Raw genomic sequence first — 25385 nt, forward strand, 5'->3', positions numbered from 1 at the left:
CAAGAAAGCGCGCCAGTAGCAGAAATGGTGGAACCAGGGAAGCTTTGTGGTGATCGAGGGACTCGACGGCGGGAGAGCCGGGTCAATACGCTCGTGAACGCGTCGGTCGCGAACTCACCCGGCGTCGGCGGAACTCACCCGGCGTCGGCGCGGTCGTACCGTTCCGCGGGTTCGTCGGCGGCCGGGGTGCCGGTGGCCGTGGTGGCGACGTCCGCGGGTTCGGCGGCGGTGGTGGCGACGTCCGCGGTGTCGGCCGTCGGGGCCGGCGGCGGAACGTCGCTCGTCCCCACGGTCCGGACGCCGGAGAACAGCGCGCCGAGGAAGGCCAGGGCGCCGACCGACGCCGACACCCACAGGGCCCGGTGCAGGCCGACGTTCGAGGCGAGCGCACCGGCGCACAGCGATCCGACGGGAAGCGTGCCCCACATGACGAACCGGATCGTGGCGGTCATACGGCCCCTGAGCGCGCGCGGGGTGATGCTCTGACGCAGGCTGACCTGGTTCACGTTGAAGAGCACCACGCCGAACGACTGGAGGAACAGGCCGCAGGCGATGACCACTTCGGGGGACGAGGCGGGCGCGGCGGGGGTGAGGAGCGGGCCGACGCCGTTGAGGAGCGCGCCCACCACGATGCTCGGTCCGGTGCCCAGGCGCTGTGACAGCCTGCGGACCACGACGGCCCCCACGACGACGCCCAGCGACCCGATCGCCATCAGGGTGCCCAGCTTGCCGGCGGAGAAGCCCAGTTCACGCACCGCGTAGGTGGTGAAGATGGCCGCGACCATGCCGTAGGAGAAGTTGAGGAGCCCCCCGACCCCGGCCAGCGGGGCCAGCAGGCGGTGGTGACGTACAAAGTCCAGTCCCTCGCCGACCTCCTTCCACAGCACCGTCCAGGTCGTCCGGTCGCCGTCCCTCACCACCGGCTTCTCCCGATCGGCGGGGATGCGCGACACCATGAACGCGGAGAACAGGAAGGACAGGGCGTCGGCGCCCAGCGCGACCGGGGCCTTCAACGCCGAGATCAGCCAGCCGCCCGCGCTGGGGCCGATCAACTGAGACGCCGACCGCGCCAGCTCCAACTGTGCGTTTCCCTCGGTCAGTTGACCGTCCTCGACGACGTCCGGCAGATACGACTGGTAGGCGACGTCGAAGAACACGGTGGCGACGCCCTGTCCGAACGCGACCACATAGAGCTGGCCGAGGGAGAGGACGTCCAGCGCGTAGGCCAGCGGGACGGTGAGCAGCAGCACGCCGCGGAACAGGTCGGTGCTGATCAGGACGGGCCTTCGGCGCATCCGGTCGACCCACACCCCGGCGGGCAGACCGATCAGCAGGAAGGGCACGATCTGCGCGGCCGTGAGCACACTGACCTCGAACACGCTGGCGTGCAGCACCTGGAGCGCGGCGAGCGGCAGGGCCAGGAAGCCGATCTGGCTGCCTATCTGACTGACGCCCTGCGCGGCCCGCAGCCGCCGGAAGTCCGGGTTCTGAGTGACCCTCATCTGGTCCCTCTCTCTCGGTGACGTGAAGGCGGCGCCGGGAACGCCGCGCTGAACTCCTCGACGCATATGGGCCGATCCCAAGATTGGCACGCACGGCGCTCACGTCGGGTAATCGAGATGCTTATTCGTGGGACCGGAATCTAATTCGGACGACTCCTGACGGCTGTGTTCGTCGCGGACGCGGCCGAGGCGCACGGGTTCGTAGTTTTCTTCGCATGGGTCGTCGGTCCCGACCGGAAGGAGTCGTGGTGACGCACAGGCGAATTGCAGCGAGGGGGATACGGTCGTGATAAGGGTGGCGGTGGCCGGCGCGGCCGGTTATATCGGCGGGGAGTTGCTGCGACTGCTGCTGGGCCATCCCGAGGTGGAGGTGGTGGGCGCGGTCTCGTCCCGTTTCCCGGGGAAACGGGTCGACGGTGTGCATCCGAATCTGCGGTCCGCCACCGATCTGACGTTCTGCTCGGCGGACCAGGTCGAGGAGTGCGACGCGGTGTTCCTGACACTGCCGCACCGGGTGGCGATGACCCAGATCGACCACTGGACGCGGCGGTCCAAGTTCGTCTTCGACCTGACCGGGGACTTCCGTCTCGACGACACCGAGGTCTTCAGGCGCTACTACGGCGAGGAGCACCTGGCCCCGCATCTGCTGGGCGACTTCGTGCCCGGCCTTCCCGAACTGCACCGCGACCGGCTGCGCACCGCGGACCTGGTCAGCGTCCCCGGGTGCATGGCCACGGCCGGCGTGCTCGCCCTGTACCCGCTGGTGGCCCGGGGGCTGATCGACCTGGAGCAAGGGGCTCAGTTCGACGCCCGTACCGGCTCCAGCGGCTCGGGGGCCATGGCGGGCCCGGCCAACCTGCACGCCGAACGCAGCGGTTCCATGCGCGTGTTCGCGCCCACCGGGCACCGCCACGAAGCCGAGATCTCGCGGCATCTGGGCCTGTCCGCCGCGATGACCGCCACCGGCGTCGAAGCCGTCCGTGGGGTCCAGACCATCTGCCACGCCACGCTGCGCCCCGGCGTGGACAAGCAGACCGTGCGCCGGGCCTTTCGCGAGCAGTACGCCGAGGAACCCTTCGTCCGGGTCGTCGCGCACCAGCGCGGCACCTTCCGCTACCCCGACCCGAAGATCCTCCTGGGCTCCAACTACTGCGACGTCGGCTACGCGGTCGACGAGGACAGCGGTCGGCTGACCACGATCGCGGCCCTGGACAACCTGGTCAAGGGCGGGGCCGGCAACGCCCTCCAGTGCCTCAACATCCGCATGGGCCGGCCCGAGAGCCTCGGCCTGGCCTTCCCCGGACTGCACCCCCTGTGAACCCCGGCCGACGCGAAAGGGAGATCCGCGCATGAGCGCACCGAACGACACACCAGCCGAGTGGCAGGGCGGCACGGTCTGGCTGACCGGCCTGCCGAGCGCGGGCAAGACCACCATCGCGGTGGGTCTCGCCGAGCGACTGCGCTCCGGTGGACACCGGGTCCAGGTGCTCGACGGCGACGAGGTCCGTGCCGCGCTCTCCGCGGAACTGGGATTCTCGAAGGAGGACAGGGACACCAACGTGCGCCGGATCGGCTACGTGGCCGGGCTGCTCGCCGAGCACGGCGTCACGGTGCTGGTGCCGGTCATCGCCCCCTACGCGCTGTCCCGCGCCGCGGTCCGCGACCTGCACGCGGCGCGCGGCGTCCCCTACGTCGAGGTGCATGTGGCGACCCCGGTGGAGGTCTGCGCCGACCGGGACGTCAAGAGCCTGTACGCCCGGCAGGCGGCGGGCGAACTCAGCGGTCTCACCGGTGCGGACGACCCCTACGAGGTCCCGGTCGACCCCGAGCTGCGGGTTCACACCCAGCACCAGACGGTCGACGAGTCGGTCCGCCGGGTGCGCGCGCTGCTCACGGCCCGAGGTCTGTCATGACCGCCCCGGCGCGACTCGCGCCCGCCGGCCGTCCCGGCCGCCTCGGCCCGCGACCGCGACCGGCGCCGGCGCTGACGCACCTGGAGACGCTGGAGGCCGAGGCGGCCCACATCTTCCGCGAGGTGGCGGGGGAGTTCGACCGGTCGACGCTGCTGTTCTCCGGCGGCAAGGACTCGATCGTCATGCTGCACGTGGCGCTCAAGGCGTTCGCGCCGGCGCCACTGCCGTTCTCCCTGCTGCACGTGGACACCGGCCACAACTTCCCCGAGGTGATCGCCTACCGCGACCGGATCGTCGAGCGGCACGCGCTCCGGCTCGACGTGGCGTCCGTGCAGTCGTACATCGACGAGGGAACGCTCCGGGAGCGGCCGGACGGCACCCGCAATCCGCTCCAGACCCTTCCCCTGCTGGACGCCATCCGCGACGGCCGCTTCGGCGCCGTGTTCGGCGGCGGCCGGCGCGACGAGGAGAAGGCACGCGCCAAGGAACGCGTGTTCAGCCTGCGCGACGAGTTCGGCGCCTGGGAACCGCGCAGGCAGCGGCCCGAACTGTGGCAGCTCTACAACGGCCACCACCGGCCCGGCGAGCACTTCCGCGTCTTCCCCCTGTCCAACTGGACCGAGCTCGACGTCTGGCAGTACATCGAGCACGAGGGCATCGAACTGCCGCAGATCTACTTCGCGCACTGGCGCAAGGTCTTCCGGCGCGACGGCATGTGGCTGGCGCCCGGCGACTGGGGCGGCCCCCGGGACGACGAGTCCCTGTGCGAGCGACGGGTCCGCTACCGCACGGTCGGCGACATGTCCTGCACCGGCGCGATCGACTCGTCCGCCTCGACGGTGGGCGAGGTCATCGCGGAGATCGCCGCGAGCCGGGTGACCGAGCGCGGCGCGAGCAGGGCCGACGACCGGATGTCCGAGGCAGCCATGGAGGACCGCAAGCGAGAAGGGTACTTCTAGACATGTCAACAGGTGTCGCGGCAGCGGCAGATCAGACGTGCGCAGATCGGACGGGCTCCACCGGCCGGCCCCCGGGGAGCCTGCTGCGGCTGGCCACCTGCGGGTCGGTCGACGACGGCAAGTCCACCTTGGTCGGACGGCTCCTCTACGACACCAGGTCCGTCCTCGCCGACCAGGCGACGGCCATCGAGGAGGTGTCCCGCAGACGGGGGCAGGACGGCCCCGACCTGGCTCTGCTCACCGACGGCCTGCGGGCCGAACGGGAACAGGGCATCACCATCGACGTGGCCTACCGCTACTTCGCGACGCCCGCGCGCCGGTTCATCCTCGCTGACACCCCCGGCCATGTGCAGTACACGCGCAACATGGTCACCGGCGCCTCCACCGCCGACCTGGCGGTGATCCTGGTCGACGCGCGCAACGGCGTGGTCGCGCAGACGATGCGGCACGGCGCGATCGCGGCACTGCTGCGGGTGCCGCACGTCGTGCTGGCCGTCAACAAGATGGACACCGTCGATTACCGGGAGTCCGCCTTCACCGCGATCGCCGACGAGTTCACCCGGCGGGCGGGCGAGTTGGGGATCGCGGACGTCACCGCCATCCCGATGTCCGCGCTGACCGGCGACAACGTGGTCGAGCCCTCGACCAGGATGGACTGGTACGACGGCGACACCCTGCTGACCCATCTGGAGAACGTGTCGGTCGGCACGGAACCGGTCCGCAAGCCGATGCGTCTGCCGGTGCAGTACGTGATCCGGCACCCCTCGGAGCACCGGCAGGTGGTGGAGCGCTGGCCGGCCGGACAGCTCGTCTCCGGCGTCCTCCAGGTCGGCGACCGTGTCGTCGTACAGCCGTCCGGACAGAGCAGTACGGTCGTCGGTCTCAGCGTGCTCGGCCAGGAGACCGACAGCGTGCGGGCACCGCAGTCGGTGGCCGTCCGGCTCGCCGACGAGATCGACATCTCCCGGGGCGACCTGCTGAGCGCGGGCCCCACCCCACAGCTGCTGCGGCACATCACCGCCAGCGTGTGCCATCTGCACGACCGCCCGCTGCGGGCGCGACAGCGGGTGCTGCTCAAGCACACCACCCGGACGGTCCAGGCGATGGTGGAGCGGATCGACTACCGCACGGACGTCACCGACGCCCGCCGGCTGCCCTGCGAGGACGGTCTCTCCGTCAACGAGATCGGCGGCGTCCTGATTCGCACCGCCGAGCCGCTCGCCGTCGACGACTACCGGCAGAACAGACGGACCGGATCGTTCCTGCTCGTCGACCCGCAGGACGGGGCGACGCTCGCCGCGGGGATGATCGACGCGGGACCCCGGACCGGACGGGCACCGGCCGGTCACTGAACCGGACGCCGGACGAGGCGAGTTCCCGCCACGGAGAAAAGAGGTGGCCTTTCGGCGAGACACACGGCTAGGGTTTCCTCGTTCCGAGGCGGCCGCCGGCCGTCGTGGTCGGCCGAGCGTGATCCAGGAGGTGTGACTGATGGCTGTCGTTGCGATGGGCGCTGCCCGCATCCACGAGTTCATCCACTCCACCTCCGTGGCCCTCGGCTGACATCTCCGGTTTCCGCGCCCGTGTGCGCGGTCCGGCTCCGGGGCCACCCTTGTGAAGGGTCACCCCTTGTCCTCCTCCGTTCAGCTTCCTTCCGCGCACCCGCTCGCCCGCTACGGCTGGGACGCGGGCCGGGAGACCGAGTTCGCCCCCTACGCCCGGCAGGGCCTGCTGCCCGGCCGGGTCGTACGGGTCGACCGCGGTCAGTGCGACGTCGTCACCCCTGACGGCACCGTGCGGGCCGACACCGAGTTCGTCGTTCCCCGCGATCCCATGAAGGTCGTGTGCACGGGCGACTGGGTCGCCGTCGACCCGGAGGGCGGTGATCCGCGCTATGTGCGGACGCTGCTGTCCCGTCGTACCGCCTTCGTACGCTCCACCTCCTCCAAGCGGTCCGAGGGGCAGATCCTCGCCGCCAACGTCGACCACGCCGTCGTCGCCGTCTCCCTGGGCGGCGAACTCGACCTCGGCCGCGTCGAACGGTTCCTCGCCCTGGCCTGGGAGTCCGGTGCGCAGCCCGTGGTGGTGCTCACCAAGGCCGACCTCGTGCCGGACCCGGTCGGCCTGTCGTACCTCGTCCAGGACGTGGAGACGACGGCGCCCGGCGTGCCGGTGCTGACCGTCAGCGCCCACGACGGAGCCGGTCTGGACGTCCTCGTCGCGCTCGTCGGCGGCGGTACGTCGGTGCTGCTCGGCCAGTCCGGCGCGGGCAAGTCGAGCCTCGCGAACGCGCTGCTCGGCGCCGACGTGATGGGAGTGCAGGCCACCCGTGACGTCGACGGCAAGGGCCGGCACACCACCACCACGCGCAACCTGCTCGTCCTGCCCGGCGGGGGCGTGCTGATCGACACCCCCGGCCTGCGCGGGGTCGGCCTGTGGGACGCAGAGAGCGGCGTCGGACAGGTCTTCGCCGAGATCGAGGAACTGGCGGGGCGGTGCCGCTTCCACGACTGCGCGCACGATTCCGAACCGGGCTGCGCGGTGCTGGCCGCCCTGGAGACGGGGGAGCTGTCCGTGCGACGGCTGGACAGCTACCGCAAGCTCGTCCGGGAGAACCAGTGGATCGTCGCCAAGACCGACGCCCGGCTGCGGGCGGAGATCCGCAAGGACTGGAAGCGCAAGGGCGCGGAAGGCCGGGCCGCCATGGAGGCCAAGCGGGGGCGGGGGCCGCGGTGATCCCCGCGGCCCCCGCCGGGTGACGCGCACCGGCGTCGGCACCGGGCGGGGACCGGCGGGCGGCGGGCCGGCAGCTGAGGGTGATGTCCGATACCCGCCAGCCCGGCCGCCCGCCGATCGCCCACACTGGACCTCGTGAGGGACGAGGACAGCAGGTACGAGGCCGTACGCAGCCGGGACGCCCGGTTCGACGGCGAGTTCTTCTTCGCCGTCGAGACGACCGGCATCTACTGCCGGCCCAGCTGCCCCGCCGTCACCCCACGGCGACGCAACGTGCGGTTCTTCGCGACGGCCGCCGCCGCGCAGGGCTCGGGGTTCCGGGCCTGCCGGCGGTGCCGCCCGGACGCCGTACCGGGGTCGGCCGCGTGGAACGTACGGGCCGACGTCGTGGGCCGGGCCATGCGGCTGATCGGCGACGGCGTGGTCGACCGCGAGGGCGTCGCGGGCCTCGCCGTCCGGCTGGGCTACAGCGCCCGGCAGGTACAGCGCCAGCTCACCTCGGAACTCGGCGCGGGACCGGTCGCCCTCGCCCGCGCCCAGCGGGCGCACACCGCGCGCGTGCTGCTCCAGACGACCGGACTGCCGGTCACGGAGATCGCCTTCGCGTCCGGCTTCGCCAGCGTCCGCCAGTTCAACGACACCATCCGGGCCGTCTACGCCACCACCCCCAGCGAACTGCGCGCCGCCGCACCCCGCGGCGGACCGCGCACCGCCGCCACGCCCATCGCCGGGATCCCGCTGCGGCTCGCCCACCGCGGTCCGTACCAGGCAGGTCCCGTCCTGGACCTGCTCGCCCGCGAGGCGCTGCCCGGCGTCGAGGAGGTCAGCGGCACCCCCGGCGACCGCACCTACCGGCGCACCCTGCGCCTGCCCCACGGCACCGGGATCGCCGCGGTCCACGAGCGGCCGGTCACCCAGCGGGGGACCACCGCCGCCCACGCCGGCGGCTGGCTCGACGCCCGGCTGCGGCTGACCGACCCACGGGACCTCACCACCGCCGTACAGCGACTGCGGCGGCTGTTCGACCTCGACGCCGACCCGTACGCCGTCGACGAGCGGCTCGGCGCCGACCCGCGGCTCGCCCCGCTGGTCGCCGCCCGGCCGGGACTGCGCTCACCGGGCGCCGCCGACCCGGACGAACTGGCGGTGCGGGCCCTGGTCGGCCGGACCGCGGCCGCGGAACTCGTGCGCGGCCGCGGCAAGGCACTCGACGCGCCCTGCGGCACGCTCACCCACCTCTTCCCGGAACCCGCCGCCCTGGCCGGTACCGGGAGCGACGGCCCGCTGGGCGCGCTCGCCACCGCCCTCGCCGACGGAGCCGTACGACTGGACGTGGGCGCCGACCGGGACGACGCCGAGCAGGCCCTGCTCGCCCTGCCCGGCATGGACGCCCGGACGGTGGCGGTGATCCGCACCCGCGCCCTCGGCGACCCGGACGTCGCGCCACCCGGCGCGGACGTCCCCGACACCTGGCGCCCCTGGCGCTCCTACGCACTGCACCACCTGCGCGCCGCCGGCGAGCGGGACGAGGAGGAGAACCGATGACCAGCCCGTCGTACTGGACCAGCCTCGACAGCCCCCTCGGGCCGCTGCTGCTCACCGCGGCCGCCGACGGCACGCTGACCTCGCTGTCCCTGCCCGGCCAGAAGGGCGGACGCACCCTCGCGGACCTGGGCGGCCTGCGCGAGGACCCCGGGCCGTTCCGCGAGTGCGCGCGGCAGCTCGCCGCCTACTTCGCCGGGGAGCTCGAGGAGTTCCGGCTGCCGCTGCGCGCCGAGGGCACGGACTTCCGTACCCGGGTGTGGGATGCCCTCGACGCCGTGCCCTACGGGGCGACCACCACGTACGGCGAGGTCGCCGCACGGATCGGGGCCCCACGGGCCGCCGTGCGGGCGGTCGGCGGCGCGATCGGCGCCAACCCGCTGCTCGTCGTCCGCCCCTGCCACCGGGTGATCGGCGCCGACGGCTCGCTGACGGGCTACGCGGCGGGTCTGGAACGCAAGGTACGGCTGCTGACGCTGGAAGGAGCGCTGACGGCGGCCCACGGGCTCTGACCGGTGCCGGGGGCTGCCGGGGGGTTGTCGTTCCCGCGCCGGGAGACCGCCGGGGGACCTGCCGCCCTCGCGCCGGGAGACCGCGGCCCTTCTCCGAACCCCGCCACCTCACCCCCACACCACCGCGCCCAGCCACGCCCCCGTGACCAGCAGACAGGCGAACAGCTCGGTCAGGACGCTCCAGCCGCCGGCCCGCATCACCGTGTGCACGGACGCCCGCGCCTCGGCCGACCCGCCCAGGCGGAGCCGCTCGCAGAGGTAGATGCCGCCCACGAAACCGGGGATCGCGCCGAGCACGGGCAGCAGGACGAAGCCGGCCAGCGCCCCGGCCCCGGCGTACACCGCCGTCCGGGGGCCGGCCCCGCTCTGCCGCAGCCGCCGGGGCGGCAGCGCCCAGCGCACCGCCTGGGCCAGGAACAGGGTGCAGGTCGCACCGACGAGGACGCCCCAGGCGACCGGCTGCGGATCGTTCAGCGCCCACCACAGGACCCCGGACCACACCAGCCACGCCCCCGGCACCCCGGGCACCAGCACTCCGCACAGGCCGAGCAGCACCACCAGGCCGACCGGCAGGAGTTCCCACACTCCCATCTGCCCAGGGTGCCCGAGCCCGGCAGGAACGGCAGGTCAGTCCCGCGCCGCTCGGTCCCGCCCGTACGCGCGCGCCCCGACCCGGCCGGCTCTTGCGTACCACCGGCCACAGATACGTACTGGTGTTCCTGATGTCACCCGATATGCCGTTCGACGGGGAGGGATCGCACAGGATTTTCCCGATGCCCCGTTTTCATCCGGCCCTCGCGGTGGACAATCAGGGGCATGAGCCAGCAGGGGGGAAGGCCCACCGGTCACGAGGACGACTGGTGGAGGCAGTTGTACGACGACTCCACCGAGGACACCGGCCCGGTGGCCGCGGCCGACTCGCTCGACGACCGGTTCGCCTCGGCCGCGGGGACGCTGGAGGACGGGACGGCGTTACCGGAGGACGGCGCGGCGCGCGGGGCACCGTCCCGGCAGCGCGCCCCCTGGGAACCACTGTCCACCGCGCCCGAACCACCTTTCGGTCCTGACCTCCCCTCCGCCGCGGACTTCCCTTCCGCCGCGGACCCGGCGCTCCTCCGCGGCCCGGCCGCCGGTCCCGACCCGGCGGCCCTCCCGGTCCCGGCGCCCCGTCCCGAACCGCCGTCCGCGGCGCCCGGCGGCGACCTCCCCGCCCGCCCCGCCCGCCCCGAACTCCCGCCGCCCGGCCTCGCCCCCGCCGAGGGCCCCACGGCCCTCCCGCCCGGACCGATGCCGCCGGGGTTCCAGGAGCGCACCCCCAAGGAGCGCACGAACTCGGTGACCGGCCCCGCCGTGACCGGTGCGGGCCCCGCCCGCCGGGACCCCGCGGAACAGCCGCCCGGCCCGCTCGGCCTCCCCGTCGTCGACCGGGCCGGCCGCCGCGACCACGTCGGCTCCGGGCCGCCCACCTACGACGCCGAACCCACCGCGCTCCCGCCCGCCGACCCCGACGCACTCGACGACCTGGTCGCCGACACCGTGCTCGACGGAGCCCACTACGGCGCCTGCACCCTGCGCGCCGTCTCCGCCCGTGGCGACTCGGCCCGCTTCCGCGGCGAACCGCGCCGCGACGCGCTGCTCACCGCACGCTTCGGACAGGGCGACGCGGCCCTGGTGCTGGTGGCCATGGCGACCGGCGCCCGCGCCACGACCGGGGCCCACCGGGCGGCCGCCGAGGCCTGCCAGTGGATGGCCCGGGCCGTGGGCCGCAGCCATGCCCGGCTCGCGGAGGACATCCGGGCCGGACGGCGCGGCGAGCTCAAGTCCGGCCTGCACCGCCTCACCGACCGCAGCCTCGGCAAACTGCGCGCCAGCGCCACGCTCCAGGGCATCGACCCCGACGAGTACACGGCCCACCTGCGCTGTCTGCTGCTGCCGGCCGACCCCGACTGCCGCACCCGGGTCTTCTTCGGAGTCGGCGAGGGCGGGCTGTTCCGGCTGCGGGGCGGCGAATGGCAGGACATCGAGCCGCGGGTCACCGAGAGCAGGGGCGGACCGGTGGTCGGCTTCGGCTCGCCGCCCGCCGAGACCCCCGAGGGCGACCGGCTCACCATGGACCTGGGCATCCCGACCCCGCCGAGCCCCTACGAACCCGCCCCGCAGGCACCCCGCGAACCCTTCCGCTTCCGGGCCTCGGTAGCCCGGCCGGGTGACACCCTGCTGGTGTGCACCGGCGGGCTCGCCGAGCCGCTGCGCGGCGAGCCCGAACTGTGCGGATACCTCGGCGGACGGTGGTCGACGGGGGCGGTGCCCGGCCTCGCCGGGTTCCTCGCCGACACCCTGGTCCGGGTCAAGGGATACGCGGACGACCGTACGGCGGCGGCCGTCTGGGAGGCGTGACGGCGGCTGCTGTGTCTCCATGGAAGCCGGAGGCATCCGCAGCCGACCGGGAGGACAACCGACAGCCATGGCCAAGCAGAACGTCGCCGAACAGTTCGTGGACATCCTCACCCGCGCCGGAGTCACCCGCCTGTACGGCGTCGTCGGCGACAGCCTCAACCCGGTGGTCGACGCGGTCCGCCGCAACTCCGCCATCGACTGGATCCACGTACGCCACGAGGAGACGGCGGCCTTCGCGGCCGGCGCCGAGGCCCAGCTCACCGGGAGACTGGCGGCCTGCGCGGGCTCCTGCGGTCCCGGCAACCTGCACCTGATCAACGGCCTCTACGACGCCCACCGCTCCATGGCCCCGGTCCTCGCCCTCGCCTCGCACATCCCCTCCAGCGAGATCGGCCTCGGCTACTTCCAGGAGACCCATCCCGACCGGCTGTTCGGCGAGTGCAGCCACTACAGCGAACTGATCTCCAGCCCGAAGCAGATGCCCCGCGTGCTCCAGACCGCCGTCCAGCACGCCGTCGGCCTCGGCGGGGTCAGCGTCGTCACGCTCCCCGGCGACATCGCCGACCGGCCCGCCCCCGAGAAGACCTTCGAGACCGCCCTCGTCACCACCCGCCCCACCGTCCGGCCGGGCGACACCGAGATCGACCGACTGGTCGAGATGATCGACCGGGCCGAGAAGGTCACCCTGTTCTGCGGCAGCGGCACGGCGGGCGCGCACGCCGAGGTCATGGAGTTCGCCGGGAAGGTCAAGTCCCCCGTGGGCCACGCCCTGCGCGGCAAGGAATGGATCCAGTACGACAACCCGTACGACGTCGGGATGAGCGGACTGCTCGGCTACGGCGCCGCCTACGAGGCCACCCACGAGTGCGACCTGCTGCTCCTGCTCGGCACCGACTTCCCGTACAACGCCTTCCTCCCCGACGACGTGCGGATCGCCCAGGTCGACGTCCGGCCCGAACACCTGGGCCGGCGTTCCAAGTTGGACCTCGCTGTGTGGGGCGACGTGCGGGAGACCCTGCGCTGTCTCACCCCGAGGGTGCGGGCCAAGGACGACCGGCGCTTCCTGGACCGGATGCTCACCAAGCACGCCGACGCGCTGGAGGGGGTGGTGAAGGCGTACACCCGGAAGGTGGAGAAGCACGTTCCGATCCATCCCGAGTACGTGGCGTCCGTGCTGGACGAACTCGCGGACGACGACGCGGTCTTCACCGTCGACACCGGCATGTGCAACGTCTGGGCCGCCCGCTACGTCTCGCCCAACGGCCGACGCCGCGTCATCGGTTCCTTCTCCCACGGATCGATGGCGAACGCGCTGCCGATGGCGATCGGCGCGCAGTTCACCGACCGCGGCCGGCAGGTCGTGTCGATGTCCGGCGACGGCGGGTTCACGATGCTGATGGGCGACTTCCTGACCCTGGTCCAGTACGACCTGCCGGTGAAGGTCGTGCTCTTCAACAACTCGTCCCTCAGCATGGTGGAGCTGGAGATGCTGGTGGCCGGTCTGCCCGCGTACGGCACCACCAACAAGAACCCCGACTTCGCCGCCGTCGCCCGGGCCTGCGGTGCCTACGGGATGCGGGTGGAGAAGCCCAAACAGCTCGTCGGTGCCCTGAAGGACGCCTTCGCGCACAAGGGGCCGGCCCTGGTGGACGTCGTCACCGACCCCAACGCCCTGTCCATCCCGCCGAAGATCAGAGCGGAGATGGTGACCGGCTTCGCGCTGTCCGCGTCGAAGATGGTCCTGGACGGCGGCGTCGGCCGGATGCTCCAGATGGCCCGCTCCAACCTGCGCAACGTGCCGCGCCCTTGACGCCCCGCCCCGGCGACACGGTGTCCACCGGGGTGAGGGTGCGGGATGCGCCGGGCGGCCCGTTTCAGGAGCGGCGCAGCCGCAGGGTGCGGATCTCGAACGGCCGCAGGGCCGCGGCGGGGTCCGGGCCGTCGGGCAACGGCTGTTCGAGCAGGTCGGTCACCTCCGTACGGGAGACCGGGAAGTCCGCCGACAGCTCGCAGCGGGCCCGGCCGCCCCGGGACTCGTACAGCCGGACCACCACGTCCCCGCTGCGGTCGTCCGCGAGCTTCACCGACTCGACCGTGACCGCCGGGTCCGCCACCCGCACCAGCGGCGCGAGCGACGGCGCGCCGGCCGGCCGCAGCGGCAGATTGAGCGCCAGCCCCTCGGCGACCGCGTCCCCGACCCCCGCGCCCGGCAGCAGCGCGTACGTGAAGCGGTGGGTGCCGAGGTCGGTCTCGGGGTCCGGGCTGTGCGGGGCCCGCAGCAGCGTCAGCCGTACGGTCGTGCCGAGGCCGCCCTCGTGCGGGGTGCGGGTCACGTCGTGGCCGTACGTCGAGTCGTTGAGGACCGCCACGCCGTAGCCCTCCTCCGCCACCCGCAGCCAGCGGTGGGCGCAGATCTCGAAACGGGCCGCGTCCCAGGACGTGTTGGTGTGGGTGGGCCGGTGCACATGCCCGAACTGGATCTCGGCGGCGGAGCGTTCGGCGTGCACGTCGAGCGGGAAGGCGGCCTTGAGAACCTTCTCGGACTCCTGCCAGTCGACGTCCGTGACGATGTCGACGCGACGGCTCGCGGCCGTCAGCCGGATCTCCTGGCTCAGACGCGAGGCGCCGAACGCGCGGGTGACCCGTACGGCCGCCCGCAGCGGACCGTCCGCCACCAGCTCCACCGAGTCGGCCCGCGTCAGATCCGTGTGCCGGCGCCGGTAGTGCCGGTCGATGTCCCAGGCGTCCCACGCGTTGGGGTGGTCGGGGTGGAGCTGAAGGAGGTTGCCGGGCCCGCACAGGACCTCCCGGCCGGCCACCAGATCCCGTACGGACGTCAGCAGTCCGTCGGTGTCGACGCGCACGCGCAGCCACGCGTTCTCCAGCACCAGCGTGTCGCCGTCGCGCCCCGCGCGGACGCCCTGCGCGGGTGCCTCCGTCGGCACCACGGCGCTCCCCAGCCCCGGCACCGTCGCCACCGCGTCCCCGACCACCTCGGTCCGCTCGTACGGCGAGGCGTTGAGCACCACCGGCCCGCCCGGGCCCAGTGCCCGCACCGCCCCGGCCGTGAGCTCCGCCAGCTCCGCCAGCACGCGCGCGTACGTCTCCCGGGCCTCCCGGTGCACCCACGCGATGGACGAGCCGGGCAGGATGTCGTGGAACTGGTGCAGCAGCACCGTCTTCCACAGCCGGTCCAGCGCGTCGTACGGGTAGGCGTACGACGGACTGCGCACGGCCGCTGTCGCGCACCACAACTCGGCCTCGCGCAAAGCGTGTTCGCAGCGCCGGTTGCCCTGTTTGGTCTTCGCCTGGGTGGTGTAGGTGGCCCGGTGCAGCTCCAGGTACAGCTCGCCCGACCACACCGGCGCCTGCGGCCCGTACTCCTGCTCGGCGGCCGCGAAGAAGGCGGACGGCCTCTCGATCTCCACCCGTGGCGAGCCCTCCAGGGAGCGCAGGCGCCGCGCCTTCTCCAGCATCTCCCGGGTGGGACCGCCCCCGCCGTCGCCCCAGCCGAACGGGACCAGGGACCGGCTCGCGCGTCCCTTGTCGGCGAAGTTGCGTTCGGCGTGGGCGAGTTCACGGCCGTGCAGCTGGGAGTTGTAGGTGTCGACGGGCGGGAAGTGGGTGAAGACGCGGGTGCCGTCGATGCCCTCCCACCAGAAGGAGTGGTGGGGCATCCGGTTGGACTGGTTCCAGCTGAGCTTCTGGCTGAGGAACCAGCGGATTCCGGCCAACTTCGCGAGCTGCGGGAAGGCGGCGGTGTAGCCGAAGGAGTCGGGCAGCCAGATCTCCTCCGTCCGCACGCCCAGTTCCTCGGCGAAGAAGCGCCTGCCGTGGGTGAGCTGGCGGGCCAGCGCCTCACCGCCCGGCATGTTGGCGTCGGACTCCACCCACATCGAGCCGACCGGCGCCCAGTTGCCGTCCCGGACCGCCTTCCTGATGCGCTCCCAGATGTGCGGCTGGTGCTCCTTCACCCACGCGTACTGCTGGGCCTGCGAGCAGGAGAAGACCAGTTCGGGATAGTCGGCGGCGAGCGCGGTGACATTGGCGAAGGTGCGGGACGCCTTGCGGACCGTCTCGCGCAGCGGCCACAGCCACGCCGAGTCGATGTGGGCGTGCCCGGTCGCCGAGACGCGGTGGGCGCTCGCCGAGGCCGGGCGGGACAGCACGTCCGCGAGGGCCGCGCGGGCCGCCGGCGCGGTGCCGGGCACGTCGTGCAGATCCAGGGTGTCGAGCATGTCCTCCAGGGCGCGCAGGATCTCGTGCCGGCGCGGCCGGTCCGCGTCCAGCTCGTACATCAGCTCCGACAGCACCTCGACGTCGATGACCAGGTGCCACACGTCCTCGTTCAGCACGGCCAGTTCGGCGGTGCGGAACCGGTAGCGGGGCCGGTCGCCCGCGGTCAGCACGTCTCCCAGGCGGGTCGGCTCGAAGCCGCCGTGCAGCACGGCGGGGTTGGCCGCGGCCTCCAGGAGCAGGGCGACCGGTTCGCCGCCCCGCGCGGGCCGGCCGACGGTCAGGTGCCGGTTGCGGGGGTGGATTCCCTTCAGCGGTACTCCGGAGGTGTCGAAGAGCAGACCCTCCGCCTGGAAGCCGGGGCCGTCGCCGGTGAACCCCGGGTCGATCACCACCTCCACCCGGCGGCCCGCCCACTCCTCGGGCACCCGGCCGGTCAGCCGGAACCAGCTCGTCGACCAGGGCCTTCCCCACTCGGTGCCGGCCGTGAACGGCTCGTAGGCCGCCCGCAGGGCCCGCTCCACCGGCACCGGCTCGCCCGGCACGTGCCACACGGACAGCTCCAGCGGCACCGCGGGGCCGTACTGCGCGGGCCGCAGGAACTGTCGCAGGGCGCGTTCCAGGCGCGCCTCCACCAGGGCTCGGTCGTCGTGCACGGCACTCTCCTCGGCGGCTCGGACGGCGCTGTCGGATGTCCTGTACCCCTCCGGGCGGCCGCGCCGACACGGGTCCGCGCCGCCGGGCCGCCGCCGGAGGTGCCGGGTGCGTGGCCGAAGACCCGGTCGTCGAGGAGCCGGCATGAGTGCGGCGATGCCGGTGGGGCATGTCTCCCCGTGAACGTGTTCGAGCTGGAGGGGAACCGACATCGGCGCGCGGGCGGGGGCCATGACGAGGCAGGCACGAGGGAGCGGTCCCGTGGCGACCGGGACCACCTCGGCGGAGGCGAGAGCGGACGCGAGAACCGTGGGGGCGGAGCCGGAGGGCGCCGGGCCGCGGGCCCGGCCGTCGCAGCTGCGGCACAGACTGGGGCGGGCGGACCTGCGGGCGGTGCCCGAGGCCCGCAGGGCGCTGCGCGAGCTGCTGCGGCACTGGGGGAAACCGGGACGGTCGGAGATCGCGGAGCTGCTCACCAGCGAGCTCGTCACCAACGCGCTCGTGCACACCGACCGCGAGGCCCTGCTGACCGCCACCGTCGGACCGGACGGACTGCGGGTGGAGGTACGCGACTTCGTGGCCGGCCGGCCACGGCCGCGGGTCCCGGCCGCGGAGGACGGTACGCACGGCCGTGGTCTGCTGCTGGTGCAGTCCCTCGCGTCCGCGTGGGGTGTGCGGCCGCACGGCGTGGGCAAGTCGGTGTGGTTCGAACTGGACGCGGAAGCGGCGTGAGGTCCGTGGAACGGGAGGGGGGTGCGGCTCGCCGGAGCCGCACCCCCCTCCCGTCGCCGCCCGGTACCGGGCCCCGGCTCAGCCGAACTGCTGCTCCAGGTCCTTGAGCTTGCGCTCCAGGTGGTCGAGCCGCGGCAGCGCCATGGTGTCGTCCTCGGTGGTCAGGTCGACGGTGATCGGGTCAGAACCAGTCCGTACGGGCTGAAGGGACGGCCGTGAGAGCGCGGGCAGCTCCAACTCCGGTGTCGATATGGCAGGCTCCGCGGCGGCGCGCTCGGGGCCCCGCTCCAGGGCCTGCGCCTCCAGCTGGCGGCCGCCCCGCCCGACGAACCCGCGGTGGCCCCGGCTGATCGCCTTGAGCTGGGCGCGCTCCACCCGCTCCTTGTCGCGCCGCAGCAGCCGGGCGGCCTCCTTCTGGCGCTTGTCCTCGCGTACCTCGTCGACCGCCTCGTCCAGCGAGCGCACGCCCTCCAGCAGCATCAGCGACCAGGCGCTGTACGTCTCGCGCGGCGCCCGCAGCCAGCGGACGATACGGATCTGCGGCAGCGGACGCGGCACCAGACCCTGCTCGCGCAGCGCGGCCCGGCGGGTCTGCTTCAGCGCACGGTCGAACAGCACCGCCGCGGACAGGGACATGCCGGAGAAGAACTGGGGAGCGCCGTCGTGGCCGATGCCACGGGGCGCGTGGACCCAGTTGAACCAGGCGGCCGCACCCGCGAACGTCCACACGAGTATGCGGGAGCCGAGGGCGGCGTCGCCGTGGCTTGCCTCGCGCACGGCGAGCACGGAGCAGAACATCGCCGCGCCGTCCAGGCCGAACGGCACCAGGTACTCCCAACCACCGGAGAGGCCGAGGTTCTGCTCGCCGAAGCCGACCAGGCCGTGGAAGGAGAGTGCCGCGGCCACGGCCGCACAGCAGAACAGAAGTACATAGGAGGCGGTGCCGTATATGGCCTCCTTGCGCCTGCGGCGCTCTTCGCTGCGCTCCCACGAGTCGTCCGCGCTCGTGTCCTTCCCCGAGGAGCGCTTGCCACGCGCCAGCACCGCAACCGCCGCCAGCATGCCCAGGAGCAGTACGGCGCCGGGAAGCAGCCAGTTCAGCGATATGTCGGTCAGTCTCATCTGGGGTCCCTTGCATTGGGATAGGGCGTAACGCCCGCCATAGTGGCCCAATTCCACCGGCCCTCAGGGGGTTTCTGGGCAAGAGGCCGCCAAGGAGGTGCAAGGGGATGCCGAGGGCGACACTCTGCTCGAACTGCCGCATGAGGGGCAGGAGTTGAGTTCGATTAACACTACCCGTAAGGGTGGTTCCACGGATAGTTCCTGCGACAAGTGAGGAAGTTGTGAATCCCCGGTAACCGTGACGGGGTGGCCTCGGGTCGTTCCGGGGCGGCGGCGGCGGTGCGGTCGGCGGTCCGACGCCGGATCAACCGGCGACCGCGGCCGTCAGCTTCGCGACCCGGTCCGTGTCGCAGGTGCGCGGGCAGGTGGCGCAGGTGTCCTGCGGGCGCACCGTGTAGAACATGCAGCAGCTCGCCCGGTCCCGGGTGGGCAGCGGCTCGCCGTCCGGCCCGGTCAGCTCGCGGAAGGCGGCCGAGCCGACGTACGGCCTGGTCGCGCCCGGCAGCAGCGCCTCCAGCTCGCGCATCGCGCGCCGCTCCTCGCCGATCAGGTGGGCGACGTACCAGAGCCCCTCGACGATCTCGTCGGTCACCATGCCCCACAGGGCGCGCCCGCGCCGCCGCATCGGCGGGCCGAACCCGCCGAGCACGGGTTCCATGTGCTCGGCGACCGCCGCGCGCACCTCGGCGCGCAGCGCCTCCTCGTCGGCGACCACCCGGGCGCCGGGCAGCGCCGCGGCGGGATCGCCCGGCAGGCAGGCGAAGGAGGCGGTGCGCACGGCCATGCGGCCGGCGGTGCGGTCGTACGAGACATGCGTCACGGGGAGGCGGGGAACCCTGCGGTGCAGGAACCAGGGCACGGTGATGAGCAGACAGGCGGGCCAGGCGTACCGGTGCAGTCCGAAGCCGGCGACGACGTCCGGGCGGGCGCGCTGTCCGTAGTCCCGCAGCACCTGGGCGTCGTCCCAGGCCAGGAAGGCCTCCAGCCCGGTGCCGCCGTCCGCGAGGGCGGTCGCGCCGACCCAGCCGCCGCCGGTCGGGGCGGCCTCGGGGCCGGTCAGCTCGGTCACGGTGAGCCCGGGGTAGACCTCGGTGAGACGGGCGTACGCGTCCGCGACGGCCGACAGGGGCAGGGGCATACCGGACCACCGATTCACGGTCGACTGCGGACGACTAGAGGTAAGGCTTACCTTACCCTGCCCGGTTGGGATTTGAACGAGGCGGATCTGCGCCTAAGGTGCTTGACGGACGAGTAACAACCCGTCGTAATAGCCCCAAGTACCGACAAGCCCGGAGGAGAGTCCGTGGAGCAGAGCACGCAGGGCTCCACCGGGCCGCAGGTCGCCCCGCAGGCGCGGCTCGGAGAGATGCGGGTCCCGGTCCAGCCGCGGGCCGCGGACCGGGACCGGATCCGTCAGGAGCCGCCGGACGGCGCGGCCCGCGGTGAGCACACGCACGCCGAGCCGCCGATCCCCCGGTCGCACACCGCCGTCGCCCGTCCGGAGCTGTCCCATCCTGCCGTGCAGCGGTCCGCGGTGCCGCACCTCGGCGATCTGGACGCCACCGCCACGCGTCCCGTCGGCGCGCGCCCCGCGGTGCCGCACCCGGCCGTCGAGCGGCCCGCGGTGCAGCGCTCCTCGGTGCGCGGCCAGATCGTCGACGCGCTGCGCACCGCGCTGGTGGTGGGCGAGCTGACGCCGGGCGAGGTGTACTCGGCACCCGCGCTGGGAGAACGCTTCGGGGTCTCCGCGACCCCCGTCCGTGAGGCCATGCAGCAGCTCGCGCTGGAAGGGGCCGTCGAGGTCGTCCCCAACCGGGGGTTCCGGGTGATCGAGCGCGACGCGCGCGAACTGGCCGAGCTCGCCGAGGTCAGGGGGCTGATCGAGGTCCCGGTGATGCTGCGGCTGGCCCGCGCGGTGGCGCCCGAGCGCTGGGCGGAGCTGCGCCCGCTCGCCGAGGCGACGGTACGCGCCGCGTCGACGGGCTGCGCCGCGACGTACGCCGAGGCCGACCGCGCCTTCCACCGTGCGGTGCTGTCCCTCGCGGGCAACGCCCAACTGGTCCGCATCGCCGAGGACCTGCACCGGCGCGCGCAGTGGCCGCTCGTCGGAGGCGCGACCCGCCGGCGGCGCGCCGAGCTGGTGGCCGACGCGTCGGAACACATGAGCCTGCTGGAAGCGCTGATCGACCAGGACCTGGACGTGGTGCGGTCCCTGGTACGGGAACACTTCACCGGCGCAGGCTGACCGGCCCCGCCGCCCGGCGCCCGGCCCCACCGGGGGCCGGCCGGCCACGGCCCCGTGCTCCGGTGCCCACGGCCCGCCCCCGCCGAGGCCCACCGGCCCGCGAGGCGCGACCCCGTGCCCCGGTGCCGCTGCGCCTCCGTGCTTCCGTGCCGTCGGCCCCGCCCCGACCGTGCCGTCGGCCCCGCCCCGACCGTGCCGTCGGCCCCGCCCCGACCGGGGCTTCGGCTCTGTCCCGGCCGGGCCTCGGGTCCCGTCGGGCTACGCCGTCGCCGCCGGGGGGAGGGGGGCCAGGTGGCGGGCCAGCCAGGTCGGGACGCCGCCCAGCAGGCGGTACAGGCGGCGGGCCTCCTCGCGCAGCCGGGAGGCCTCCGGCTCGGACTCCGCGTCCGCCAGGGAGGCCAGCGCGGGCGCCGTACCGACCAGGTAGCCCAGCTCCTCGCGGATCCGGAGGGACTCGGCGAAGCCGTGCCGGGCCTCCGCCAGCTCGCCGTCCCGCAGGGACAGGCCCGCCAGATGGCGCCAGGTGAAGGACAGCAGCAGCGCGTCGGAGTGGGCGACGGCGCCTGCGTGGGCCCGGCGGTAGGCGGCGCGTGCCGCCTGCGGGGAGCGGGACAGGTTCTCGGCGAGCAGCCCGCGCCGGAAGTCCAGCAGGGCCCGCCCCGCCGACCCCGGAGGGATCAGCGCCGCCGCCCGACCCAGCGCGGCCCGCGCCTCGTCCGCCCGGTCGCGCACCCCGTGCAGGGTCGCCGCGTAGGCGAGCTGGCCGCGCTCGCAGGCGGCCGCGCCGCGCTCCTCGTCGCCGTCCGCGAGCGCCTCCGCCGTCCGCAGCGCGTCCTCGGCGTCCTGCCAGCCCTGCTCGGTGTACAGGCACCGCTCGACCAGCAGCCCGGCCCGTTGCAGCGCGGCGGCCGCGCTGTCCGGTGGGAGCAGGGCCGCGGCGTCGGTCCAGCAGGCGCGTGAGCGCAACCGCCATACCGCGGTCTGGAGGGGATCGTCACCAGCGGTCGTTCCGTTACCAGACATGGCGGTATGCGCCACGTTGCCCTCCCCGAGCACGCCATCGAGCTGTGAGTGGTGGCGGCATTCCAGCACCAATCCCGGCGCCCGGCCAAGAGGTTGGTGAAGGTTTTCACAAAGTCGTGGGACCCGGGGGATACTTGATCCCCTTCCGTCCCCCGGCCCGGTGACCTCAACTCATGCGCAGCGCCAGGAAGAAGTCCAGCTTGTCCTCCAGCCGGGACAGGTCACGGCTCGTCAACTGCTCGATCCGCCCGACCCGGTACCGCAGCGTGTTGACGTGCAGATGCAGCCGGGACGCGCACCGCGTCCAGGAGCCGTCGCAGTCGAGGAAGGCCTCCAGGGTGGGGATCAGCTCGGCGCGGTGGCGCCGGTCGTAGTCGCGCAGCGGGTCCAGGAGACGGGCGGTGAAGGCCCGGCGGACGTCGTCCGGCACGAAGGGCAGCAGCAGCACGTGCGAGGCGAGCTCCTGGTGGCCCGCCGCGCACACCCGGCCCGGCCGGGCCGCCGCGACCCGCCGGGCGTGCCGTGCCTCCTCCAGCGCCCCGCGCAGCCCGTCCGCCGAGTGCACGGCCGCGCTGACGCCGAGCGTGAGCCGCCCGTCGTCGTCCAGCCCGGCCGACAGCGGGTCCCGTACGGACTCCAGGAGCGTGTCGGCGACGATGCCCGTCTCCGTACCGTCGCCGCCCGGCACGGCCGGCAGCGGTACGAGCGCGATCGCCTCGTCGCCGGTGTGCGCGACGGCGATGCGGTCGGAGGGCTCGGCGCCGGTGGCGAGCGGGTCGACCAGGATCTCCTCCAGCAGCGACTGGGCGGCCGCACCGCCGTCGACGGTGCCGCCCTCCCACTCCACCCGGGCCACGACCACCTGCCAGTGCGGGGCCGCCCCCAGGCCCGGCAGCAGCACCGGGGCGGCCACCCGCAGCCGCGCCGCCAGCTCGGCGGGCGAGGCGCCCGTCTGCACCAGTTCGAGGATCTCCTGGGCCAGCCGCCGCCGGACCGTGCGCGCCGCCTCCCGCCGGTCCCGCTCGACCGCTATCAGCTGGGTGACGCCCTGGAGCAGGTCGAGCCGCTCCTCGGGCCAGTCCCCGGCGTCCGCCTCCACCGCCAGCAGCCAGTCGGACAGCACGCTCTCGCGCACGTCCCGGGAGCCCTGCGCCGAGCGGCCGCCGCCACGGATCGGGAACAGCGAGTAGGTGGCGGAGCCGAGCGCCACCCGGTGCGGGGTGTGCCGGCCCGCGCGGGCGGCACCCAGGTGTTCCGCCGCGAGCCGGACGCACGCCTCGGCCGGCAGCTCCGGGCCCGCCGCCTTCGGGCCCGCGATCAGCCGGCCGGCGGGGGAGAGGACCCAGGCCCGCAGATCCAGGTCCGAGCGGAGCAGGTCCAGGACCACGTCCGGGCCGCCGCCCGTCGGGCCCGAGGTCATCAGCCGGCGGTGCCGGTCGACCACGACCGCGAGGTCCCCGGCGCGCTCGCCGGACACCTGCCGCACCACATGCTCGGTGATCGTCGCGAACGCCACCGACTCGTGCACCGCGAACAGCGGCATCCGGTGCCGGGCGCAGGCCACGACCAGGTCCTCGGGCACGTACCCGAACTCCGCGGTACCGGCCGCGACGCCCGCCACCCCGGCCCCCGCCAGGGTCCGTACGAACGGTTCGGAGTCCTCGGCGTCCCGGCGCCAGGCCAGCCCCGTCAGCACCAGCTCACCGCCGGCCAGGTAGCGGCTGGGATCCCTGAGGTCGGTGGTCATCACACCCTGCACGGTGCGGTCCAGCTCGTCCTCGCCGCCGAGCAGCCGCAGCCCCAGCGCATCGGTGTCCAGCAGTGCGCGCAGCCGCATTCTCGTCGCCGCCGTTCCTTGTCTCGAAATCTACGATGAATCCTGAAGGCGTTCGTGGTGAGGACCCGGCGAGAGGGTTCTCGGCGCGGGAGCCGGCCGTCCCGGACGGCGGGGCGCGTCTCACGTTTCCACAGGAAAACCCGGAGGTTACCGATGGCCTCCGTTCATACGAATCTACAAGATGCCCGTGCTGGCCAGCCAACTCCTTCATGGTTTCCGTGACTGACCCCACTGGAGTACCGGGCGGTGTACTGAGCCCACTTCGCGTAAACAGCACAGGAACGAGCCCGGCCCGCCGCACCCCGACCGGCTCGGATCCGGACGACTCACGAGACGAGACTCGCGGGACGAAGACTCACGAGGCCGAGACTCACGAGTTCAAGACTCACGAGACCGAGACGAAGACTCACGAGACGAAGAAGAGAGCCGGTCATGGACTTCCTTCGCCCCGCCAGCTGGGAGGAGGCGCTCGCCGCCAAGGCCGAGCACCCCAGCGCCGTGCCGATCGCGGGCGGCACCGACGTGATGGTCGAGATCAACTTCGACCACCGGCGGCCCGAATACCTGCTCGACCTCAACCGCGTCGGAGATCTCTACGAGTGGGAGGTCGGCGAGCGGAGCGTGCGGCTGGGCGCCTCGGTCCCGTACACGAAGATCATGGAGAACCTGCGCGGCGAGCTGCCCGGCCTGGCCCTCGCCTCGCACACGGTCGCCTCCCCGCAGATCCGCAACCGCGGCGGGGTCGGCGGCAACCTCGGCACCGCCTCCCCGGCGGGCGACGCCCACCCCGCCCTGCTGGCCGCGGGCGCGGAGGTCGAGGCCGCGTCGGTACGCGGTACGCGCATGATCCCGATCGACGCGTTCTACACCGGAGTGAAGCGCAACGCGCTCGCCGCGGACGAACTGATCCGCGCCGTCCATGTCGCGAAGGCCGACGGGCCCCAGCAGTTCTCCAAGGTCGGCACCCGCAACGCCATGGTCATCGCGGTCTGCGCCTTCGGTCTGGCCCTGCACCCCGAGACCCGTACGGTGCGCACCGGCATCGGCTCCGCCGCCCCCACCCCGGTCCGGGCCAGGGTGGCGGAGGAGTTCCTGACCGCGGCGCTCGACGAGGGCGGCTTCTGGGACAACGGGAAGATCATCACTCCGTCGGTGGCCAAGCAGTTCGCCGACCTCTGCTCGGCCGCCTGCAACCCGATCGACGACGTCCGGGGCACCGCGAGCTACCGCAGGCACGCGGTCGCCGTGATGGCCCGCCGCACGCTGACCTGGACCTGGGAGTCCTACCGCGGCACCGCCGCCCGCACGGAGGGAGTCGCGTAATGCGCGTCAGTTTCACCGTCAACGGCTGCCCGCAGGAGGCCGACGACGTATGGGAGGGCGAGAGCCTGCTGTACATCCTGCGCGAGCGCATGGGCCTGCCCGGCTCCAAGAACGCCTGCGAGCAGGGCGAGTGCGGCTCCTGCACGGTCCGCCTGGACGGGGTGCCGGTGTGCTCCTGTCTGGTGGCGGCGGGCCAGGTCGAGGGCCGTGACGTCCTCACGGTCGAGGGCCTGGCGGAGTACGCCGGACAGCGCGCGGAGCGCGGCGGCCGCCCCGCCACCGCCGACGCCGCTTCCTCCACCGCGTCCGCCGACGCCACCACCGCTGCCGCCGCGGGGACTCCGGGGCCCTCCGGGACCTCGCTCGACGAGGCCAGGCGCTGGGCCGCCAAGGGCCAGCACGCGCACACCGGCGAGGGCGTCGAACTCGCCCCCGTCCAGCAGGCGTTCATCGACGCCGGTGCCGTCCAGTGCGGCTTCTGCACCCCGGGCCTGCTGGTCGCGGCCGACGAGATGCTGGAGCGCAACCCCGACCCCTCCGACGCGGACATCCGCGAGGCGCTCTCGGGCAACCTGTGCCGCTGCACGGGCTACGAGAAGATCATGGACGCGGTCCGCCTCGCGGCCGCCCGGCAGGCGGAGGCGGTCTGACC

20 protein-coding genes are annotated in these 25385 nt (G+C 73.4%); 13 read left to right on the forward strand and 7 right to left on the reverse strand.

All coding sequences use genetic code 11. The features are described 5' to 3' along the window. Positions 1 to 134: 134 nt before the first annotated feature. Positions 135 to 1502 carry an MFS transporter gene (locus ACZ60B_RS11725; RefSeq protein ID WP_469385837.1) on the reverse strand — a complete coding sequence of 456 codons (1368 nt, stop codon included), beginning with the start codon at positions 1500 to 1502 and terminating at the stop codon, positions 135 to 137. A gap of 286 nt (positions 1503 to 1788) precedes the next feature. On the opposite strand from ACZ60B_RS11725, the gene argC reads away from it, so the two are divergent. The 7 genes from argC to ACZ60B_RS11760 all read left to right on the forward strand — a co-directional run bounded on the left by argC (position 1789) and on the right by ACZ60B_RS11760 (position 9164). Then, positions 1789 to 2820 (forward strand): N-acetyl-gamma-glutamyl-phosphate reductase, encoded by a 1032-nt coding sequence (gene argC / locus ACZ60B_RS11730; RefSeq protein ID WP_469385838.1) that lies wholly within the window; start codon positions 1789 to 1791, stop codon positions 2818 to 2820. Between the two features lie 31 nt (positions 2821 to 2851). Next, on the forward strand, positions 2852 to 3415 hold the full coding sequence (gene cysC, locus ACZ60B_RS11735) for an adenylyl-sulfate kinase (protein ID WP_469385839.1): 564 nt from the start codon (positions 2852 to 2854) through the stop codon (positions 3413 to 3415). Continuing rightward, positions 3412 to 4374 (forward strand): sulfate adenylyltransferase subunit CysD, encoded by a 963-nt coding sequence (gene cysD, locus ACZ60B_RS11740; RefSeq protein WP_469385840.1) that lies wholly within the window; start codon positions 3412 to 3414, stop codon positions 4372 to 4374. Before cysC ends, cysD begins: the two co-directional genes overlap by 4 nt. Positions 4375 to 4376: 2 nt before the next feature. Continuing rightward, the gene (locus ACZ60B_RS11745; protein ID WP_469385841.1) at positions 4377 to 5726 is read left to right on the forward strand and encodes a sulfate adenylyltransferase subunit 1; all 1350 of its coding nucleotides are present in this window, start codon (positions 4377 to 4379) and stop codon (positions 5724 to 5726) included. A 277-nt stretch (positions 5727 to 6003) separates the two neighbouring features. Next, positions 6004 to 7110, forward strand: a complete 1107-nt coding sequence (gene rsgA / locus ACZ60B_RS11750; protein WP_469385842.1) for a ribosome small subunit-dependent GTPase A — start codon at positions 6004 to 6006, stop codon at positions 7108 to 7110. Positions 7111 to 7245: 135 nt separating this feature from the next. Next, on the forward strand, positions 7246 to 8655 hold the full coding sequence (locus ACZ60B_RS11755; RefSeq protein ID WP_469385843.1) for a bifunctional transcriptional activator/DNA repair enzyme AdaA: 1410 nt from the start codon (positions 7246 to 7248) through the stop codon (positions 8653 to 8655). Further along, entirely contained in the window at positions 8652 to 9164 is a 513-nt protein-coding gene (locus tag ACZ60B_RS11760) for a methylated-DNA--[protein]-cysteine S-methyltransferase (protein ID WP_469385844.1), read from the forward strand. The genes ACZ60B_RS11755 and ACZ60B_RS11760 overlap by 4 nt, the downstream gene beginning before the upstream one ends. Positions 9165 to 9272: 108 nt before the next feature. On the opposite strand, the gene ACZ60B_RS11765 is transcribed toward ACZ60B_RS11760, so the two are convergent. After that, the gene (locus ACZ60B_RS11765; RefSeq protein ID WP_469385845.1) at positions 9273 to 9755 is read right to left on the reverse strand and encodes a DUF456 domain-containing protein; all 483 of its coding nucleotides are present in this window, start codon (positions 9753 to 9755) and stop codon (positions 9273 to 9275) included. Positions 9756 to 9980: 225 nt separating this feature from the next. On the opposite strand from ACZ60B_RS11765, the gene ACZ60B_RS11770 reads away from it, so the two are divergent. Together ACZ60B_RS11770 and ACZ60B_RS11775 are read left to right on the forward strand one after the other, a co-directional pair. Continuing rightward, positions 9981 to 11561 carry a protein phosphatase 2C domain-containing protein gene (locus tag ACZ60B_RS11770; RefSeq protein ID WP_469385846.1) on the forward strand — a complete coding sequence of 527 codons (1581 nt, stop codon included), beginning with the start codon at positions 9981 to 9983 and terminating at the stop codon, positions 11559 to 11561. A 67-nt stretch (positions 11562 to 11628) separates the two neighbouring features. After that, positions 11629 to 13371 carry a pyruvate dehydrogenase gene (locus tag ACZ60B_RS11775; RefSeq protein WP_469385847.1) on the forward strand — a complete coding sequence of 581 codons (1743 nt, stop codon included), beginning with the start codon at positions 11629 to 11631 and terminating at the stop codon, positions 13369 to 13371. A 64-nt stretch (positions 13372 to 13435) separates the two neighbouring features. Here the strand turns inward: ACZ60B_RS11775 and ACZ60B_RS11780 are convergent, their stop codons facing one another. Next, on the reverse strand, positions 13436 to 16453 hold the full coding sequence (locus tag ACZ60B_RS11780; protein ID WP_469385848.1) for an alpha-mannosidase: 3018 nt from the start codon (positions 16451 to 16453) through the stop codon (positions 13436 to 13438). A 259-nt stretch (positions 16454 to 16712) separates the two neighbouring features. On the opposite strand from ACZ60B_RS11780, the gene ACZ60B_RS11785 reads away from it, so the two are divergent. Further along, the gene (locus ACZ60B_RS11785; RefSeq protein ID WP_469385849.1) at positions 16713 to 17183 is read left to right on the forward strand and encodes an ATP-binding protein; all 471 of its coding nucleotides are present in this window, start codon (positions 16713 to 16715) and stop codon (positions 17181 to 17183) included. A gap of 78 nt (positions 17184 to 17261) precedes the next feature. Here the strand turns inward: ACZ60B_RS11785 and ACZ60B_RS11790 are convergent, their stop codons facing one another. Together ACZ60B_RS11790 and ACZ60B_RS11795 are read right to left on the reverse strand one after the other, a co-directional pair. After that, entirely contained in the window at positions 17262 to 18305 is a 1044-nt protein-coding gene (locus tag ACZ60B_RS11790; protein ID WP_469385850.1) for a DUF2637 domain-containing protein, read from the reverse strand. Positions 18306 to 18609: 304 nt separating this feature from the next. Then, a complete protein-coding gene (locus tag ACZ60B_RS11795) occupies positions 18610 to 19443 on the reverse strand; it encodes a (2Fe-2S)-binding protein (protein ID WP_469385851.1) in 834 nt (277 codons plus the stop codon). 165 nt (positions 19444 to 19608) lie between these two features. On the opposite strand from ACZ60B_RS11795, the gene ACZ60B_RS11800 reads away from it, so the two are divergent. Continuing rightward, complete coding sequence (locus ACZ60B_RS11800; protein WP_469385852.1) at positions 19609 to 20550, forward strand: GntR family transcriptional regulator; 942 nt, start codon at positions 19609 to 19611, stop codon at positions 20548 to 20550. Positions 20551 to 20808: 258 nt separating this feature from the next. Here ACZ60B_RS11800 and ACZ60B_RS11805 read toward each other — a convergent pair whose 3' ends face one another. After that, the gene (locus ACZ60B_RS11805) at positions 20809 to 21588 is read right to left on the reverse strand and encodes a hypothetical protein (protein WP_469385853.1); all 780 of its coding nucleotides are present in this window, start codon (positions 21586 to 21588) and stop codon (positions 20809 to 20811) included. A gap of 151 nt (positions 21589 to 21739) precedes the next feature. Next, a complete protein-coding gene (locus tag ACZ60B_RS11810) occupies positions 21740 to 23410 on the reverse strand; it encodes a PucR family transcriptional regulator (RefSeq protein WP_469385854.1) in 1671 nt (556 codons plus the stop codon). A gap of 432 nt (positions 23411 to 23842) precedes the next feature. On the opposite strand from ACZ60B_RS11810, the gene ACZ60B_RS11815 reads away from it, so the two are divergent. After that, positions 23843 to 24733 carry an FAD binding domain-containing protein gene (locus ACZ60B_RS11815; RefSeq protein ID WP_469385855.1) on the forward strand — a complete coding sequence of 297 codons (891 nt, stop codon included), beginning with the start codon at positions 23843 to 23845 and terminating at the stop codon, positions 24731 to 24733. Then, on the forward strand, positions 24733 to 25383 hold the full coding sequence (locus tag ACZ60B_RS11820) for a (2Fe-2S)-binding protein (RefSeq protein WP_469385856.1): 651 nt from the start codon (positions 24733 to 24735) through the stop codon (positions 25381 to 25383). Before ACZ60B_RS11815 ends, ACZ60B_RS11820 begins: the two co-directional genes overlap by 1 nt. Positions 25384 to 25385: the final 2 nt, after the last annotated feature.

The organism is Streptomyces sp. NPDC104096, assembly GCF_055584385.1.